Raw genomic sequence first — 19,769 nt, forward strand, 5'->3', positions numbered from 1 at the left:
GAAAAAACACCTGTGATTTTCGCAGGTGTTTTACAAAACGGAATGCAATTTTTCAGCCAGTGTAAGCAAATCCTCACGGTAGTTTTTTCCCGTCATAGGAATTCCGTGACCCGTCAAAAGCGCTTCCGGCTCCAGTTCGGCCAGTTTCTGAACGGATGCGGCCGCCGTCTGCGTATCCGCTGTAAAATAGGCGGGCGGCCCGTGAAGCTCTTGCTTTTGAATGACAACGTCCGCAAGCGATTCCTGTTCAACAGTGATCACGGCATCACCGGCAAGCAGAACGCGGTCTTTATCCCGGAATAATGAAATATGGCCGGGTGTGTGGCCGGGCGTATGCACCCATTTCCATTCTTCAAGAAACGGAACGGTACCGTCTGAAGGCAATGCCTGAACGGACGGAATGCGGATCGTATGGCGCGGAAACAGCGGTGACAGCTTTGCGACAAGCCCTTTTTTCGCATCGGGCCTGGCAGGCGGATAATCCGCTTTCCCCGTGACGTACGGGAGCTCCTTTTCATGAATGTAAACCGGCACATTCCAAAGCTCAAGCAGCTCTTCAATCGCACCGACATGATCAAAATGGCCGTGTGTCAAAATGACCGCCTTCAGCTGATACCCCTCTTTGAACCGGCGTTTCATTTCTTCTGTTATCATCTCCGCCGATTGCGGCATTCCCGCGTCAACCAGAATGATTTCCCGCGGAGCTGAGGGATTTTCGATAAAGTAAACATTCGCAATCTGCACGGTCAGTCCGTAAACGCCGTCCGCCGCTTTAAAACCGGCGCCGCTTCTCACTGAAAAAAGCGGCATAAACGGATCACTCATCATGGCACCTCCTCTGATGCCTTTAGTGTGCGACGAACCGGGTGTTTTATGTTAAAAAATCGTGATTGCGCCGATGATGAGCGCAAAGGCCGTCATGACGATAACGGCAAGAACCGCCCATTTCATCGCAAATTTCTGGTGTTCATCAATGGTGACCCCGGCAAGCCCGACTAATAAATGCGTCGACGGCACGAGCGGGCTTAACATATGAATCGGCTGGCCGATAATCGAAGCGCGGGCGATTTCCACCTTATCTACACCGTACGCCACGGCGGTCTCGGATAAAATGGGCAGCACGCCGTAAAAATAGGCGTCATTAGGCATCAGAAACGTAAAGATACCGCTCGTTAAGGCAACAATCGCCGGAATAAACCCCCCCATCTGTTCCGGAATAAGCGATACGAGGGAAATGGCCATCTCATCAACCATCTTCGTCCCCGTTAAAATTCCGGTAAACACGCCTGCGGCAAAAATCATCGAACCGATCGCAAGCACATTGCTCGAATGGGCTGAAATACGCTCCCTTTGATCGTTAAGCTTCGGATAGTTGACAATCAGCGCAATACAAAACGCAATGATGAACAGCACGGTTAAATTCACTTTTCCTGACACTAAAAATCCCACTAAAGAAAGCGTTAACATTAAATTGAACCACCACAGTTTCGGCCGCTTCCATTCATCTTCCGCAGCCGCAGCCGTTTCATTTGTATGGGACGGCTGCTTTAATTCGATCACCCCGAGCCGTTTCCTTTCCATCCTTCCGAGTACATAAGCGACCACAATCATACACACCATTCCGCTCGCAATGACAGGCAGCATCGGCCCCGTCAGCTCTGCCGGGTCAACGCCGAGCGCACTCGCCGCACGCGGCGTCGCGCCGCCCCATGGTATCGTGTTCATGATACCCATGCCGACACCGGCGATTCCCGCTAAAATAATCGGACGGATTCCGAGCATGATATACAAAGGCAGCATTGCGCTTGTCGTAATCATATACGTCGTCGAGCCGTCTCCGTCCAGTGCGACAAGCATGGTCAAAACGGCTGTTCCGACTACAATTTTGAGCGGATCGCCTTTAACCAGCTTTAAAATACGCGCAACCATCGGATCAAATAAACCGGTATCAATCATAATGCCGAAATAAAGAATCGCAAACATAATCATGACTGCGATCGGCGCCACCTGTTCAATACCGGAGATCATCATCTCGCCGACCCGGTTAAAAGAAAACCCGGCAAACAGCGCAAACACGATCGGCGTTAATACGAGCGCCGTTAACACGGAAAGCCGTTTTGTCATAATCAGCACCATAAAAACAAGCATCATAAGAAAGCCTAAGATTGCTAACACAGTATGCCCCCCTTATTATGAATACGCTTACATTTTAAAGGCCCGATCCCCTTTATCCGCCTTTTTGCTATCTTATGAGAATTGGATATTGAAGTAAATATTTTGGATTTTAAAGATTTTTAATTTTTTATAACCTTTTCGTTCATTTTGTTCATTTATAAATAAAAAGCCTCCCGCAAATATGCGGAAGGCTTATTTTTCGCTGCTCATCATCTCTTTATAAAACTCGGTCTGCTCTTCTAAAAAGCGTTTTGCGCCGCTGCTGTTTTTATAAAAGCTCTCCCAATCCCGTTTTTTCAGCATTTGCTTCCACTCCGCGGATGAGGTAATCTGTTTCAAAGCCTGATCCCAATAGGCGATCTCGCCTTCGGTCATGTCTTTCGGCCCCATGATGCCTCTCCAGTGCGCAAAGACAAACGGCACCCCCTGCTCTTTCCATGTCGGCACATCGCTGAAGCCGGAGAGCCTTTTGTCCGACGTAACGGCCGCCAATGTGATTTTCTCTTTCCGATAGGCGCCTCTCGCTTCTGAAATGGTCATTGAGGCGGCGTCTATCTCGTGGCTGATAAGAGCTTCAATGACTTCATTGCTGCTCCCGTATTGAAAAAAGCGGATATCAAACGGAGAAATTCCGACCATTTCCGCCGCTCTCGCAAAGGAGAGCTGGTCATCATTTCCAAGGCCGGGCGCAAATCCGATTTTTATGCCGCCCGGATGTGCTTTAATATCGCCGAGCAGCCGCTTTCCGCTTTTTATCTTTGAATCCTTCGGAAGAGCGACGGTCTGCCACTCTTTTGCGATAATGGCCAAAGGCGTAAAATCAGCTGCCTTCAGCCGGCTTTGTCCCAAAATTTCATTGCTTAACAGCAGGCTTGAATTCATACTGATGACATCTGTTTTTCGTTCGTTTACATATTTCCAGCCGCTGTCTCCGCCTCCGCCGGGTTTATAGACGATCTTTACGGGTCGGCCTAATATTTGCTTCTGCTCTATTACCGATTGCAAAGCTTTTGCCGTTACGTCCCAGCCCCCTTGAGGCGCCGCCGGGACGACAATTTCAACCGGCCCTTCGGCTGAACGGATGCCCGCCATCTGCCGTCCGTCAAAAGAAACCAGCGCCGCCAGCATGAGAAGAAGTACTCCCAACCGCTTCATTTCTCCCATCCCTTATTCATGTGCTAAATAATATTTCCGTTCCGGCCTGCCGATAATGCCGTACTCTAATTCAGCGAGCGCTTCTTCCCGAGAAACGAGAAACTCGGCGTAGCGCCGCGCCGTTGTTCTGGAGGCGCCCATTTTTTCGCCCAGTTCTTCAGCCGTCATCCCTTTTTGGGCTGCCCTGAGCGCGTTTTTGATTTTTTGAAGTGTAATCGAATTAATCCCGGTCGGCAGATCATTGAGCTGTTTTTGTTCTTTCTGACCGCTTCCGAAAAACATGTCGATAACGGACTGGCTCAGCTCCGGCTGTGAGCGCAGCCATTCTCTTTTTTCACGGTACTGCAAAAGCACTTCTGTAAATTTATGTGCCGACACCGGCTTTATGACATAGTGAGAAACGCCTGATCTGAGCGCTTCCTGCAGCAGTCTTGTTTCGGCAGAAGCTGTAATAATGGTGATATCAACGGAAGGAAAACGGCCGCGGATAAGGGGAAGCAGATCTGTCCCCAGCTCATCCGGCATATAAATATCCAAAAGCAGCAGATCAGGCTGCCGTTTCTCAAGCAGCGATATGGTGTCTTTGGCATTGATTGCTTTGCCGATGACATTGAATCCATCAAGATGTTCGATAAATTTTTCGTGAATTTGCGCTATTCGAAAGTCGTCCTCTGCAATCGCGATGTTAATCACACCGATTCCCCCTTTGACCTTTCTTTCGGTATAAACACCGTAAATACGGCACCGCCGCTCTTTTGCTGCGAAATCTCTATCGATCCCTGCAATTCACTGACGGCTTCTTTCAGATTGGCTAAGCCGTATCCTCTCCTCGTCCCCTTTGAAGAGTAGCCCTTTTCAAATATCGTTTCTGTTTTTTCCTGAGGCACGCCGTCTCCTGAATCCGCCACTTCGATGACGATATCCCTGCCGATATCGGTCATAAAAAAGGCGACCTCTTTTTTCTCTTTTTCGGCGACGGCTTCGAAAGCGTTATCAATAAGATTTCCGATGATCGTAATGAGCTGGGATGAACCCACATGCTCCGGCAGCGATTCTAAAAAGCTGTTTTCATCTATTGAAAGCTTCACTTTCTTCTCAGACGCCTTTCCCATTTTTCCTAATAGTATGGCCTGAACCCGCTGTGAATGAATGTTTTGAAAGAGGATTTCGTGCTGTTCATTCTGGATGGCGTACTCTTCTTTTATCAGTTCAATGGCTTCATTATATTCTCCCAGCTCTAACAGACCGAGGATCGCGTAAAGCTTATTCGAGAATTCATGCGTTTGCGCCCGGAGATCCTCCGAGTATTTTTTCATTTCAGTCAGCTTGTTAATGAGTTTCTTGAGCTCCGTTTTTTCGCGGAAGCTGATCACCGCTCCGTATACTTGTCCGGTCTGCTTCATTTCTTTCACGTTTAAGATAAACACTTTATCTCCGGCACGCACCTCCACGTTCGGCGGTAATTCTCCCCCTGCCAAAACCGGCATAAGATTTGCGCCCGGCATGATTTCTTTTATATGCCTTCCGATCATCGGTGCCGGAAGATTCAGCATATCAGCCGCAGATAAATTCATCATGGTTACCGCGCCTTCTTTGTTTACGGCGATAATCCCTTCTTTCATCGCAAGGAGCATCGCATTGCGCTCCCGGTACAGCGCTGCAATTTCATGCGGTTCAAGGCCGAGTGTATCTTTACGGATGCTTTTTGCGAGCGCTGCCGCTCCCCCGATGCCGATAAGAAACACCAAGCATGCAAAATAGCCTAAATGCCGCAGATGCGCTTTCATATCTTTTTCTATCTCATCTTGTAAAAACTCGACTGTCACCGTTCCGACGACTTCGTTATGATTTTTTTCCTCCAGAATAACCGGGGCGCTTCCCCGGACCGCCGTCATTCCGTCGGAAACCGGAGACCCGCCGAACATGACGGTTTTATTTTGCAGATTTTGATTTTCTTTCGGAATGCTGCTGCGGGCCGAATGAAATGCAACATGCCCTTTTTGATCAGTAATGTAGACGGCGTGCGCGCCTGCCTGTTCTTTCATTTGTTCAATGACGTCTAACTTTGTAAAAGCTTCTTGATCCGCAAGCCGGAATGCCTCTTTTACAGGAGGCATGTATGAAATGGTTTTTGCCGTTTGCACCGCCAGCTGTTCAGCCTGCTTCTGGCCTTCCTTTAATTGCTGAAAGGCAAATATAACAGTGAGCGTTCCGATGACAAGTATTAATAAAGCCGTGATTAATCCGGCGATTTTCATTTGCAGAGAGACATAAAACCGCTTCGCTTCCAACACAGCACCAGCCGTCCTTTCCTCCTAAAATCATACCACTTTTTAAATCTTTGTTTCTCATTTTTGAGAATTTTCGTGATCTTTTTCTCTTGTCATTTCTTTCAAAAAGTGCAGTCTGGTATAATTTCCCTCAAGAGGGAGATAAGAAGGATGAACTTTTTATAATCGCTGCGCAAAAAAGACTGACAGAAGCCAGTCTCGGGATGTTTAACAACGGACATATATTCAGTTGACAAAGTGTTTCTCTATGATGGCCGAGATACATTTGAATGACCGGAAATATCAATCAATTTTCCTTTGACGGCCAGGCGCCCTTCGGTTCTTACCGCTTTGTCGCATGTGATTAATGTAATCTCTTTATCTTTTGTCTCCTGAATTGTGTTTGCTTCTATTTCTGAAATCATGGTTTTTGATGTTACAGAATAAATATAGTCTTTTCTAAAGTCGGTCATCACGATTTTCGCGCCTTTTTTTATGTGTAAAAGAGGGCCGAACAATAGGTTCTCCTGCTTCAGATGGTGGCCTGCCAACGGGTAGTTTCCCTCGCCCATTTTCTGATCCGGACGCATAGTTGCCGCGCCGATCAGCAGGTTTTCATTGGTTGTGCCTTTTAAAATCGGAAGGTCTAAATCGATGCTGCTGATGGTTATCCGTCCGATTATCGGTTTCGGTTTGCGATTAAAACTTGACTGAACTGTTTCACTGAAACCGGGCGGATGAATGGATTCAAAATCATAGTCCGCTTTTTTCATGTTATTTTTCCGCGCTTGTTCTGCGGTCAATTCCGATTCAATTTGGCTTTTACTGAGGTACGCGATCAAACAGCCTTTCATGAGAGGAGAGGAAATGAGAAGCAGCCCGGACAAAATAAGAACGGCAATGATCATTTTTTTAACCATGAAGAAAATTCCTTTCTTGTACGTCATGCGGTGAGTATTTGGTGAGAAATGATTCTCTTTTTAAAAAAGCACCTGATCGATTCTTACATGATCAGGTGCGATAACGTCTATCTATTCCTTGCTTTCTTCTTTCTTGATACGACAGCCGCGGCTCCGCCGGCTAATAGCAGCAGAATACCGGCCGTGACCGGCATCATACCGTCCGTATCACCGGTTTTCGGCAGGTTTTTGCCTGTATCCGAGTGATTGGTTTTACCATTGGTATCAGGGTGATGCCCGCCTTGATTCGTTTGATGATTCGGTGTGTCTTTCCCAGGTGCGGGATTTTTTAATTTCTTATTAGAAACGACGACCTCAACGGCTTTTGACTGTCCTTTTTCAATTGTGAATTCAATTGGTTTTTCGTTCAGCTGATAACCGTCAGGCGCTTTTGTTTCGATAAATTGATACTGCCCTGGCGCCAATCCTTTCACCGTAAACCGGCCCTTTTGATCCGTCTTCCATACCGCCGGCCGTTCTTTGCTGCCGCCGGTGTTTACCGGACGTCCCGAAGAATACGTGATCTTGAATTCAGCACCTTCCAGCACCTTATTTTTATCGTCATGATCCACTTTTGTCAGTGTGACATCACCAGGCGTCAGTGTATTCTCCGCACTGATTTCGACTGGTTTTATGTCGGTATTTGTGATCTTGAATGATATTGGCGTTTGATCCAAACTGTAAAGTTCAGGCGCTTTTGTTTCGATAAATTGATATTCGCCCGCTTTCAGTCCCCGTACAATAATTTGTCCGTGCTCATCTGTCGTCAGACCCTCTGTCAGTACTTTGCCGTTTGCATCTGTCAGATTAAACTTCGCACCTTGCAGGACTTTCCGTTTGTCACCTTGATCCAATTTTGTGAGAACAACGCTGTTCTTGATGTTAACTGCAGTCAGGGCAGCCTGATTCGGTTTTCCGCTGTTCTCAGCCTTAATCGTAAACGGCACAGGGGTTGTTGACAGCAGATAACCATCCGGCGCTTTTGTTTCAACAAATTGATAGTTTCCGGGCGCCAAACCGCCGGCGTCAATTTTGCCGCCTTCTTTTGTCATCAGATCGTCTCTTACGGTTTTTCCATCACTGTCAATGATTTTAAATACTGCACCGTCTAAAACGTTTCCGTCTTGATCCTTCTTGATCAGCTGGACAGAGCCTTGATAGTTGACAAAGGTGCCGGCGTCAGACGGCTTCGGCTTTCCTTCCTCTGTTTCTGAGATGGTAAACTCTTTTTTCTCCGTATTTAACACATAACCGTCGGGCGCTTTTGTTTCGATGAAGGCGTAATGACCCGGTGCAAGGCCAGATGTTTCTACTTTTCCGTCTTTATTGGAAACCAGATCTTCTTTAACCGTTTTTCCATCACTGCCGACGATTTTGAAGACTGCACCTTCAAGCTTCTTGCTTTCCGCATCTTCCTTCGTCAGCCGGACAGAGCCTTTATAGTTGACGGCCGTTCCTGCGTCAGACGGGTTTGGCTTTCCTTCCGCCGATTCTGAGATGGTAAACTCTTTTTTCTCCGTATTTAACACATAACCGTCGGGCGCTTTTGTTTCGATGAAGGCGTAATGACCCGGTGCAAGGCCGGATGTTTCTACTTTTCCGTCTTTATTGGAAACCAGATCTTCCTGAACCGTGTTTCCATCACTGTCGACGATTTTGAAAACTGCGCCTTCTAGGTTCCGGCCGTCTGCATCTTCCTTCGTCAGCTGGACAGAGCCTTTATAGTTGACGGCCGTTCCTGCGTCAGTTGACTCCGGCTTTCCTTCCGCTGTTTCTGAGATGGTAAACTCCACTTTCTCCGTATTTAACACATAACCGTCAGGCGCTTTCGTTTCGATGAAGGCGTAATGACCGGGTGCAAGGCCGGATGTTTCTATTTTTCCGTCCTTTTCTGAAACCAGATCTTCCTGAACCGTTTTACCATCACTGTCGATGATTTTGAAAACTGCGCCTTCAAGATTCCGGCCGTCTGCATCTTTCTTCGTTAAAGCGGCTTTTCCTTTATAATTCACCATTGATCCCAATTCAACATCAGGTACTTGATTCTTTTCGTTCTTTGCGATTGAGAAGTGAATGGCTTTTGTGTTTACGATAAACCCTGACGGGGCTTTCGTCTCCATCAGCCGATAGTATCCGGCGGGCAAACCGTTGATCTCAACTTTCCCATTTTTATCGCTTTCAATATTATTTTTTATCAGAGTATAGGTGCCGTCGCTTGATTTTTTCTCAAGCTTAAATACAGCACCGGCCAAAGGATTATTGTTTTCGTCTTTTTTGATAAGCGTCACCTTATTTTTTTGATTTATGACTTTATAGAGTGCTCCTGCTGCGGAGGATTTGCCGTCAATCGTAACGGAGACCCCGTTTACATAAGCGTCGCTGATGGTGTAGCCGTCCGGAGCTTTTATTTCTTTCAGTACATAGGTTCCGTAACGGATATTCCCAAACACAAGTTTACCGGCATCGTCTGTTGTGCCCGTACGCAGCAGCTGCTTGCCGTCTTTAGACCATAATTGAAAGCCGGCTCCTGAAAGAGATGTTCCGTCTGATCCTGTTTTAGATATCGTCAGGCTTCCCTTCTCTCCTGATCCTGAGCCGCCGCCGCTTGAAATGGCGACAAACACTGAGCTGTTGTTCTCTTGGGTCTGCTCCTCAACATTTGTCCCTGATATCGACACTTTGTTGCTGACCTGACCGCTGCTGCCGGAAATATTAATGAGAGAACGATATTGTATGACATACGCGCGGTCGATTTGTTTATAGCTGCCGGTAAAGGTGAGGACAAATGATTGTTCACCGGTGGCATTGTCAGTTTTTATATCTAGTTTATAGTCCTTATCTTTTTCAAGCTTCACATCACCCGGAATAAGATTTCCGCTGCTGTCTTTCATAACGCCGTTCTCATTATATTTTGCTTGATATACTTTAAAAGAATCTTCATCTATTATTTGATTCTCATCCGGGGTGTCTTTGACTTTTACGTCATCCAGTGTCGATTGGCTGGCATTGACCTTAATGTTCCAATCGATATTGTTTCCGTTCTGCTTGCCGCCTTTCGAAATCAGGTTTCCTCCGTTTGCGATGGAAACTGAACCCGTCAGCGTTCGGTCTGCATGGTCATTATTAAAGTACTCTGCTTTGTTTGTGTATTGATTCTGTTTGATGACCTGGCCTTTTAATGACGTTTTAAATTCAATCAGGTATGGTAAGGCGTCATCAGTTTTGAGACGTACGATTAACGTATTTTTGTTGCCGTCTGACGGCTCTTCTATTTCATATTTTGAAGAATCCAGCGCCTCTCCTTCAGTGATGGAACCGTTTTTGCTGATGGTATACGTTTTAACAGCAACCGACCCATGCAAAAATTGCTGACCATCTGTGATCGTATCTTTTATATAAGGATTTTTTGAAGGTTCGCCATTGTAATTGATGCCGACTTTCCATGTGATTTCTTTTGAAACGGCGTTGTATGAGCCGTTTTTGAATCCGTTATGGGACGTCTGATTGTTCGGTGTGAAGCCGCTCGATTCCTTATTTGTGCGTTTGCCGCCGTTTTTATCCGTCCATGTCGACTCCGCCGTATTCTTAATGGGTTCGTTTGAAAAGTCAGCGTTGAATTTTGTCGTATACGTGATCTTAAACTGACTGTTTGTTTCTGCATAATCCCCGATCAATGCTATTGTAAAGCCTTGATTTCCGGGTTTTTTTGTTAATGTATAGTCTGTTCCTTCTTTCAGCGTTTTGTTATCAGTCGTGTCTTGCATGTGAAATGAATCGTCAATGAGCGCCAGGCCTCCGCTGGTGAATTGATCATCCAGCGTCCAGTCTTTCATTGTGTAACCGTTTTTGTTAACTGTGATTGTCCAATCAACCGTCTTCTTCTCATAGTCTGCATTTGAATAATGTTTGATCAGATTCTGCTGAATGGCGGTTCCCGGAGTTTCCTTTGATTCCCCTGTATCTGTCATTGCTGTGTTGGTGTATTTGACAGGACTGTCAATAATGACCCCATCGTTGACTTGAGATTGATAAATGATCTTATATGCTCCTGTGACAGTTTGCTTGAATTTTATGTCAAAGCCGTTCCCGTTATCAGTCAGCGTATAATCCTCACCCTCTTTTAATGGGGCGCCCTCTTGTTCGCTGCCGTTCTGGCTGAATGTAATCGGAAGGACTTTCAATGAACCGGGAACAAGATGCAGATCGTCTGATCCGAACGTATCCTTGATGCCGGCTTTGGATTGATCAATCTTTTTCTCACCGTAGTTGTACATAACAGCCCAGCTGAACGTTTGGGATTCTCCTTTATAACCTGTCGAAGATTTTTCTATCATTTTTCCGTAACCCGCTGTTACGGAAGCTTCCGCAGAAATCGGCTCCGCATTGTCTCCGCTGAATGCCGCCTTGTTTGTCAGCGTGATCTTTCCGCCTTTACCCGGCTTTGCCTCATCTTTAATTTCCGTGTCATATATGAGCCGGCAGGCTGAATCGATCGTCCCGGCGAAGGTGACATTACCGTTTTCGCCAACGGTATAACCTGAAGTTATCTCATTTCCCTGACTCACCGAACCGTCAATATTCACATCGAGTTCATACACTTTCACAGAGCGGAAAGTCAATTCGTCCGGAAGGCTTTCAGTCAATTTCGCATGTTTAACTTCTTCTTCTTTTTTATTAAGATCAACCGTCCACGTTACCTTTCCGGGATTAATACCTTTATCCAATGACCCTGATTTCTCAATGGTTTTATTGACATTCGGTTTAAAATAAACCGTTACATCCGGCGTATCAGAGCTAACCGGAAACTTAATCTTTTGTGTGGTTGATCCTTTTATTTCTTTCTGATTGAATTGGGTGTTTACATACAATGACCCCTTGACGTTAGTGTCTTCTTTTACCTCGCCGTTAAACGTCATGATGACATGGCCGCTCGTATTAATGGAAAAAGTTCCGTACGTACTATCGCCGTTGGTCAATGGCTGGTTCGTAATGTCATTATGCATGATAAATTCTTTAGGCAGATCAAATTCATATCGATCACCGTCGTTTATTGTTTTTCCCAGCTCATTCGGAATCGCCCATTGAATGGTGATATTTGCCGGAGAGTTCGTATTCGCAGGGTTGTTTTTGTCATATGGTTTTCCTTTTTCATCCGTCAATTTCACATCAGTTAAAATATTTTTCGTAATCCGGCTTCCGCCTGATTGAAGGCTTTTAGCGGCAGATTTGCTTGTAATCACCATTTTTGATTGACTGCGTTTAGCAGAAGGTTTTGATTTCGTTGTCTGTTCTGCTTTATCACCGCCGTCCGCAGATGCTGACTTTTTCTCTGTCTTTTCCTGAGGTTCAGCAGGTGTTGAAGAAGTGTTTTTTTCTGTATCGGAATCCGTTGTTTCGTCTTTCTTCACAGGGATTAACACCTGCTGGGTCTTGCCGGCATCCAGTTGAAAAAGAGCTTTTGCCATTTTCGTCTCATCTGTTATGTCGGGAGTAAACTTCGCCGACAGTGCAATAGAGCCTTTGGCATCCCCGGCATCCGCTCCAGCATCATTCACTTTCACTTCCAGCGTGCTGCTTTTTGCTTCAGCTTTATATATACCGATCACCCGATCAGCTGATGTCAGCTCACCTTCGGCATCGTTATCTAATGTAAAACTTTCCGGAATCTTTAAGGTGATATTCCGGTCACTTGCATCTTCCTTGTGTTTTAGTGACCATTCGTATGTCAGTGTCACTTTATCTCCCGGTGCTAAAGCGGGCTCACTCCCTTTTGACCCGTCAACGGTCTGCTGTCTGCCGTCTTTGACTGCAACTGAATCAAAGAACCCGCTCTCGCTTTGTTGTGATCCGGAAGCGGCTGCGATCGGAGTAAAGCTGACAACTTGGCTGAAGATGAAAAACAGCGTGAAGCATGAAATCAATGCCGCCCTCAGCCTTTTGCTTTTTTTCTGGCTGAACGAAAAGTTCCTCACTCCCAATGTCTTATTCCTCCCCTTTTATATAGACTTACGTTCGAACAAGCCGGTAAGCATGGGATTCTCCTTATCCGAACCAAACTACATTGTATGAAATCGGCCTATACAAATTCTGTACATGGGGATCATTTCAGAAATAGCGCACAAAAAAAGACCGGCATCAGCCGGTCCGGTCATTCAATCGTCAATTGATTTTATCCTTCAATTGTTTATAGCGTTCGTATTCCTTTATCGCCTCTTCTACCTTTCCCAGTTTATTAAATAACTGCAGTTTGTATTGTATAATTTTATCGTCACCGGGCTCTATTTTCTCGACCTGCAGGCAAATGTCCATCGCTTGATGATCGTTCTTCTCTTGGATGAGAAAACCAATCAGTTCGTACGCTTTGCTGAGCCACAGATGGGCAAGACGCGCTTTTTCCGGCTCTGCCCACAGATAGCCATTCTCCATGAGATAATGGTTCTCATATGACATGACAATGTCCATATGCCGGGTTAGTGCAGCTGCGCTGAGCGGAGGAGCCTCTTTTAATGTTTTTTCCCATTCAACTGTATCAACCTTTACCCCGGAAAGCCGGAGAATGTATCCTATATCGGTATTTTCTATTGATTGGCTGAAGGGCAGCTGAACGATTAATTTCCGTATCTGATATATTGTCGAGTAGAGCTGGGTGCTTGCTTTTGATACATCATAAGCAGGCCAAAACATTTCCATCAGCATGTCTTTACTGACCGTGCGCCCTTGATTAAGAAGTAAAAATGCATACAGTTCACGGGCTTTGGATGTTCTCCACTTGACTGTTATGTATGTTTTGACACCATTTACCGATTGATAAAAGTCCAGGTTCCCAAAACATTGTATAACATAATCCGTCCCGGTATTCTCGTCTGCCGACCTGAGTTTTTTATTCATTCGTATTCGCTCAACAGTTGTCAGCAGCCTGGCATTGTCAACCGGTTTTAAAAGATAATCGACAGCATTTAATTCGAACGCTTTGATCGCGAATTCATTATAAGCGGTGATAAAAATAACTTGAATATGTTCATTGAGCTCCTGAATCGATTCAGCTAGCTCAATACCGTTTATCCCGGGCATTTCAATGTCAAGAAACACCGCATCAGCTGCTGAAAGCTCCGAATGCTCCAGAACTTCCGCCGGATCTTGAAACGTTATAATAGATTGAAAGGCGTTTGTCCGCTCAAGCATACGATTAAAATGAAGCAATGCCAGTTCCTCATCATCCACAATTAACGCTTTCAAACCGCATCCCACCCGTCAATATAGATATCTGAAAATAATTTCAATTATACCATGTCCAACGCCCTATATAGTTGGATTCTTTTTCTTTCTCTTGTTGTATTATAACGTTTGTGATTACAATATTTATACATTACATAGGATAATAGAATGCCCCTGAATGGGATAAAGGAGTAATGATGTGAAAGAAAAATTCATTTCGATTTCGATTATTTGCGGCTATGCTGCCTTCTTTATGATTTTTATGGCCATGGATCATTTTTCAGGATCATCCCTCCCTCAAGCGGAACAGGGAGTGATCAATCTGGAAAAGTGGGATTTTCAAAAGGATGGAAATGTCCAGCTGAACGGGAAATGGATTCTATATCCAAATCAGATGCTGTCACCGCAGGCGCTTCATTCAGCAAAAGGAAAAAATCCCGTACTCGTTGATGTCCCTGTCAATGTGAAGCTGTTCGGAAAAACGGCCGATGTGGATTACGGGACGTACAAACTGACAATCCGATCAAATGAAGACAATCAGGTTTTGGGGATCAGCACATCTTTTATCTACAGTTCAAACCGCCTTTACCTTAATGGAAAAGTAATCGGACAGAGCGGCAATCCTTCAGAAAAAGCTGATTTTAAGGCGCAGAACAAACCGTACAGCAGCTTTTTCACGCTTCGCAAGGGTGACAATGAACTTGTCCTGCATTTTTCGAATTTCGGAAAAGTTCCCGGCTGGGGGATCGCAAAACCGATAACGTTTGGGACTCAAGAACAAATTATACGCGAGAATCAAATTTCCTTTTTCAATGATTCCATTATGATTACGGCTTTTTTCATTACCGGTTTATATTTTCTCGGCTTTTTTCTCCAACGGACAAAGGATAAACATTTATTGTTCTTTTCCGTGATGTGTCTGCTTTTTTCAGCCATTATTCTTATGATCGGGAAAGAAAGAATTATCTTTCTCCTCTTTCCGTCTATTTCATTTTCATTGCTGAATTCCTTGCGTATCATCTCAACCGTGCTTGTCAGCATGGCGGTTTTTCTTTATCTCTTTTATGCATACAGAGAAATTGTTTCAAAAACGACGATCACCATTTTAACCGCTTTATCCGGGATCATCTTGATCACTGATTTTATGTCCGGAAGTTTCATTGACCACCTCTCATACATTTTACATTCTGTGCTTGCCGTTACGACTCTGTTTTATATTACATATATTTTTACGATTGCCGCCATAAGAAAAATAAAAGGAAGCACGTACCTTACACTCGCATCCGTCTCGATGAGCGCTTTTGTGATTCTTACAACCATTTCAGCTTACAGCGGCAAAACGGCTTTTTCTTTTAATTCGATCTATTCATTGCCGACAGTCATCGCTTTATTGGCGGTGGTTCTTCTGATGGCGCAGCAATTCGCCGGAGCTTTCCGGGACAATGAAGTCCTCTCACGGAAATTAGTCAAAATCGACCAACTGAAAGATGAATTTATCGCCAAAACTTCACACGAATTCAAGACGCCGCTGAACAGCATTATTAATATATGCCAAACCCTTGTAGCCGGCAGAAAAAAGAAGACGATAGAGGAAGAGAAAGAAAATATGCAGCTGATCATCCGTATGGGCTACAGACTTTCTGATCTCGTAAATGATATTCTTGATTTGGAAAAAATGAAGCAGGGTATGCTGCAGATTCGTCCGGTTCCCGTCGATGTGCATGCCGTCATATGCAGTGAGATGAACTTCTACCGGCTTTTATCCAAACATAAAAAACTTGCCATTCTTAATCATGTGCCGGACGATCTCCCTTTGGTGCTTGCAGATGAAAACCGTTTCCGGCAAATCTTAACCAATCTTGTTGAAAACGCAATCAAGTACACATCCGAGGGGAACATTATTCTTTCTGCTGAAAGCCTGAATGACAAAATGATTCAAATCACGGTGGCCGATACCGGCAGCGGCATTCCTGAGGCTGATCTTGAAACCATTTTTGATTCTTTTCAGCAAGCGGAAGGGACGGAAGAAGATGGAACGGGTTTAGGTTTAAGTATTGTGAAACAGCTCGTCAAGCTCCAAAACGGGGACATCTGGGCGGAGTCAGCGGCGGCGCAAGGATCAGCCTTTCATTTTACGTTACCCGCCGCTCAAATTGATTCTTTACCGGAAGCAAAGATCGAACTTCCTAAATCACAGCCCGGACAGAGAATGTCGGATATTTCGCTGGTCACGCCTTATCACTCAGAAAAAATCGAGGCTCCGACGATTCTGATCGTCGACGATAACATCGAGAGTTTGAAAATTTTAACTGATATGCTGGAAGGTGTTCCTTATAACGTAATCGCAGTAAAAAGCGGAAAAGAGGCGCTTCAAGCTGTCTCTTCCTCGAAGCTTGACTTGGTCATATTAGACTTGATGATGCCCGACATGACGGGTTTTGAAGTCTGCACAATCATCCGCGAAAGATTCAGCATGGTCGATCTGCCGGTTCTTATCGTTACGGCAGCCATTATCAGCCATGACAAATACAAGGCGTTTCATGCCGGAGCAAACGACATCTTACAAAAGCCTTATCATTACTCTGAATTCACCGCGCGTATTAAAAATTTAATTTTGATGAAGCATACGGCTCACCAAGCCACAAATTTGGAAATGGCATTTCTTCAGTCGCAGATTAAGCCTCATTTTCTTTACAATGTATTAAATACGATCATCGCGCTCAGCCATTTGGATATTGAAAAAGCACGGGAAACGACTGCTGCATTTACAAACTATTTAAGGATGAGTTTTGATTTTCAAAACACTTCGGACATCAGCTCATTCAGAAACGAACTTTCTATCATTACGTCATATCTTTCTATAGAAAAAACACGCTTCGGCAAACGGCTTGATATCCTTTTTGATATTGAACAGGACATTGACTTCCCCCTTCCGCCTTTAATGATACAGCCATTGGTGGAAAACGCCGTTCATCACGGGATCAGTAAGAAAAGAGGCGGCGGACGGATAAAGCTGACAGCGAAAAAACAAGGCGAAAACACGTATTTTATCAAAGTGGAGGATAATGGAACCGGCATCATGCCGGACATACAGAAAGATATTTTGTCTTCTGATGTTAATCGCAGTGTCGGCCTGAAAAATATCAATCGGCGGCTGAAGCATTTTTGCGGAAGTGAATTGACGATCACCAGCACCCCGGATGAGGGCACCGCTGTTTCGATGATGATTCACACTCCCGGCACAACGGATGATTCGAACTCACTAAAAACGTCTTCATTAAGATACTGATTAACTTCAGAAGGCTTGTAAATACTTCTCCCGGCTGTCGGGAAATTCCCGTCAGCCTTTATTTACCCAAAAAGACGTAAAAATAAAAATGCTTGAAGAAAAAGTGATATCTTCTCCAAGCTTAGATGATCCGTACCAGTCTGGCCGTTTTCACTTAAGAAATCGTAACTCCCGCGCTTGCATATCCCGCCACTGTATTAATAAGCGAAAGGCCGGTCGCAGTGGCGGAGAATACCATTAACAGCCGGGTTTGAGGAGTTACCGCAATGTTCAGCCCTGTCGTGATTCCGTTGCTGATGCTGCCGATTGACAATATGCCGGTGAGGGGAGGAGCTAAAGTGACGGATGCTCCGGGGATCGGCGTGAACGTATTGTTCGGCACTGTGGAACTGTATAATTGTGCGGTTATCGTAACAGTCGAGCCGACAAGCGACAATGCTGCGGTTGTACTGAAATAGGCGGCAATTGATGTAATGGTTCCGCTTCTCGGAACAGAAAAAGCAAAGTTCAGCAGAGTCCCTCCGGCCCCGGTAAGATCAATTGCACCTCCCCCTCCGACATTGACGCCCGTTACAGAATTGCCGAACCCGACAAGGCTCACCGTTCCGATTAATCCGCCGGCAATGGTCGTCACGGCAGTGGGAAGACCTGAAGCATAAGGAATGATCGCGCCTGCTCCGGTTACCCCAGTTGCTCCGGTTATCCCCGTGGCTCCGGTTACTCCGGTTACCCCGGTAGCACCTGTTACTCCGGTCGCTCCGGTTACTCCGGTGGCGCCTGTTACTCCGGGGGCTCCAGTATCTCCTGTTACTCCCGTTACCCCGGTTGCTCCTGTTGCCCCAGTTGCCCCCATTACCCCGGTGGCGCCGGTTAATCCAGTTGCTCCGGTTATCCCCGTGGCTCCGGTTGCTCCGGTTACTCCGGTCGCTCCGGTTACTCCAGTGGCTCCCGTTATCCCTGTTACTCCGGTGGCCCCTGTTACTCCGGTTACCCCGGTTACTCCAGTTGATCCCGTTACTCCGGTGGCTCCTGTTACTCCAGTATCCCCGGTTACTCCCGTTACTCCAGTTGCGCCTGTTACCCCAGTTGCCCCCGTTACCCCGATGGCACCGGTTAATCCAGTTGCTCCGGTTATCCCCGTGGCTCCCGTTACTCCGGTTGCGCCGGTGAGCCCGGTTGCTCCTGTTACTCCAGTATCCCCGGTTACACCGGTAGCACCTGTTACTCCGGTAGCACCTGTTACTCCGGTTACTCCCGTTACTCCAGTGGCTCCCGTTGCCCCAGTCGCTCCAGTAGCTCCGGTTACTCCCGTTATCCCGGTTGCTCCAGTTGATCCCGTTATTCCGGTCGCTCCAGTATCTCCGGTTACACCGGTTGCTCCGGTTACTCCCGTTACTCCGGTCGCTCCAGTAGCTCCGGTTACACCGGTTGCTCCGGTTACTCCCGTTACTCCGGTCGCTCCAGTATTTCCGGTTACACCGGTTGCTCCGGTTACTCCCGTGGCTCCTGTCACTCCAGTGGCGCCGGTTATTCCAGTCGCGCCGGTTTCTCCGGTTGCTCCCGTTACTCCCGTGGCGCCGGTTATTCCAGTCGCGCCGGGATCTCCAGTGACGCCGGTTGCTCCCGTGGCACCGGTTACCCCAGTCGCTCCGGTATTCCCGGTCGAGCCCGTAGCTCCGGTGAATCCCGTTGCTCCGGTAAACCCCGTTGCTCCAGTGAATCCCGTTGCTCCAGTGAATCCCGTTGCTCCAGTGAACCCCGTTGCTCCAGTCAGCCCGGTTGCTCCGGTCAGCCCCGTTGCTCCGGTGCACCCCGTTGCTCCGGTGAATCCTCTTACATGAAAATGATTTGGATGACAGCATGGACACCATCTTTCATGACAGCAAGAGTTTTCGCAACAGAATCCTTCACAGCAATGTGCTCGATTTTGATAACTGCGCCTTTGATTTCTTCTTTTATGTTGAAAATGACAGCAACAATCATTGCAATTCCGGCAGTCGTAATCCCAAGAGTCGTATCTGTTATACCAAGTATCTCCTTTTCTCATTACACCACCTCTATTTGCATAATATTTCCACGAAGAAAAAAGGTGTGGCAAAACCCCGCTTCTATTGGGCAAATTTTCAAATGGTCTTTAAGGCTGCATCATGCACAGCTTTTTTCACAGAAAAAAAGACCTAACTGTGCGTAAGTCAGGTCTTTCATCTTTAAAATATCAGTCTGCTGTTATCATTAGGTTGTCGGGAAACTTATGCTGTTAAAATCGATATTGAGAGCAGTTGCTGCCGTTAAATTATTAGCAGTTGTTAAAATAATCCTTAGCTGGTACGTGTTTGTTCCTGCGGTCGGCGCAGTATCCACTGTTGTGTCCGCAATCGAAAAACTTTCCGTAGCTGCGGTAGTATTAGTTCGCGACAGAGTTCTTGTATGAATTTGTACTGTTCCCCTATATAATCTCACCACAAAAACAAAGTTTGAATTGGCTGCAGATGTTATCGCGACACTGAGGGCATAATCAAGCTTTACATTCTGCAAAGCATTAACTGGGATTGCCAGCGTAGCAACGGGAACTTCTGTATTTAACGGCGGATAAACAGTGAGCGGCCCGTTGGTTCTTGTGAAGAGCAAGGCCGGTGTACTGCCTGTGGCTCCGGTTACTCCTGTTGATCCGGTTACTCCTGTTGCTCCTGTTACTCCCGTTGCTCC

Annotated in this window: 11 protein-coding genes and 2 pseudogenes; 3 read left to right on the top strand and 10 right to left on the bottom strand. The window is 46.1% G+C overall.

What is annotated here, in order from left to right; genetic code table 11:
- Positions 1–30: 30 nt before the first annotated feature.
- The 8 genes from G9F75_RS13895 to G9F75_RS13930 form a co-directional block, all read right to left on the bottom strand.
- Positions 31–825 (bottom strand): MBL fold metallo-hydrolase, encoded by a 795-nt coding sequence (locus tag G9F75_RS13895; protein WP_014417176.1) that lies wholly within the window; start codon positions 823–825, stop codon positions 31–33.
- A gap of 51 nt (positions 826–876) precedes the next feature.
- Positions 877–2,175, bottom strand: a complete 1,299-nt coding sequence (gene citM, locus G9F75_RS13900; RefSeq protein WP_060674522.1) for an Mg(2+)/citrate complex secondary transporter CitM — start codon at positions 2,173–2,175, stop codon at positions 877–879.
- Positions 2,176–2,367: 192 nt separating this feature from the next.
- Positions 2,368–3,330 carry a tripartite tricarboxylate transporter substrate binding protein gene (locus G9F75_RS13905; protein WP_167409165.1) on the bottom strand — a complete coding sequence of 321 codons (963 nt, stop codon included), beginning with the start codon at positions 3,328–3,330 and terminating at the stop codon, positions 2,368–2,370.
- Between the two features lie 12 nt (positions 3,331–3,342).
- On the bottom strand, positions 3,343–4,023 hold the full coding sequence (locus G9F75_RS13910) for a response regulator (RefSeq protein ID WP_167409166.1): 681 nt from the start codon (positions 4,021–4,023) through the stop codon (positions 3,343–3,345).
- Complete coding sequence (locus G9F75_RS13915; RefSeq protein WP_014417172.1) at positions 4,020–5,624, bottom strand: sensor histidine kinase; 1,605 nt, start codon at positions 5,622–5,624, stop codon at positions 4,020–4,022. The genes G9F75_RS13910 and G9F75_RS13915 overlap by 4 nt, the downstream gene beginning before the upstream one ends.
- A 242-nt stretch (positions 5,625–5,866) precedes the next feature.
- Entirely contained in the window at positions 5,867–6,520 is a 654-nt protein-coding gene (locus tag G9F75_RS13920) for a class A sortase (protein ID WP_167409167.1), read from the bottom strand.
- Between the two features lie 107 nt (positions 6,521–6,627).
- Positions 6,628–12,537 (bottom strand): SpaA isopeptide-forming pilin-related protein, encoded by a 5,910-nt coding sequence (locus tag G9F75_RS13925; RefSeq protein ID WP_167409168.1) that lies wholly within the window; start codon positions 12,535–12,537, stop codon positions 6,628–6,630.
- A 181-nt stretch (positions 12,538–12,718) separates the two neighbouring features.
- Positions 12,719–13,795, bottom strand: coding sequence for a response regulator (locus G9F75_RS13930; RefSeq protein WP_167409169.1), 1,077 nt, complete (start codon positions 13,793–13,795; stop codon positions 12,719–12,721).
- Between the two features lie 802 nt (positions 13,796–14,597).
- On the opposite strand from G9F75_RS13930, the pseudogene G9F75_RS20115 reads away from it, so the two are divergent.
- Together G9F75_RS20115 and G9F75_RS20120 are read left to right on the top strand one after the other, a co-directional pair.
- Positions 14,598–15,911 (top strand): annotated as a pseudogene (locus G9F75_RS20115) (sensor histidine kinase); the annotation flags it as partial.
- Between the two features lie 72 nt (positions 15,912–15,983).
- Positions 15,984–17,063: a sensor histidine kinase gene (locus tag G9F75_RS20120; protein ID WP_224759944.1), complete on the top strand. Its 1,080-nt coding sequence runs from the start codon at positions 15,984–15,986 to the stop codon at positions 17,061–17,063.
- Positions 17,064–17,217: 154 nt separating this feature from the next.
- Here the strand turns inward: G9F75_RS20120 and G9F75_RS13940 are convergent, their stop codons facing one another.
- Positions 17,218–18,855, bottom strand: coding sequence for an exosporium glycoprotein BclB-related protein (locus G9F75_RS13940; RefSeq protein WP_260399136.1), 1,638 nt, complete (start codon positions 18,853–18,855; stop codon positions 17,218–17,220).
- Between the two features lie 45 nt (positions 18,856–18,900).
- Between G9F75_RS13940 and G9F75_RS20125 the strand changes: the two genes are divergently transcribed.
- Positions 18,901–19,254: a hypothetical protein gene (locus G9F75_RS20125; RefSeq protein WP_259347361.1), complete on the top strand. Its 354-nt coding sequence runs from the start codon at positions 18,901–18,903 to the stop codon at positions 19,252–19,254.
- Positions 19,255–19,295: 41 nt separating this feature from the next.
- Here the strand turns inward: G9F75_RS20125 and G9F75_RS19970 are convergent.
- A pseudogene (locus G9F75_RS19970) lies at positions 19,296–19,769 on the bottom strand (NTTRR-F1 domain); the annotation flags it as partial.

The organism is Bacillus sp. EKM208B, from assembly GCF_011800725.1.
Classification (GTDB): Bacteria; Bacillota; Bacilli; order Bacillales; family Bacillaceae; genus Bacillus; species Bacillus velezensis.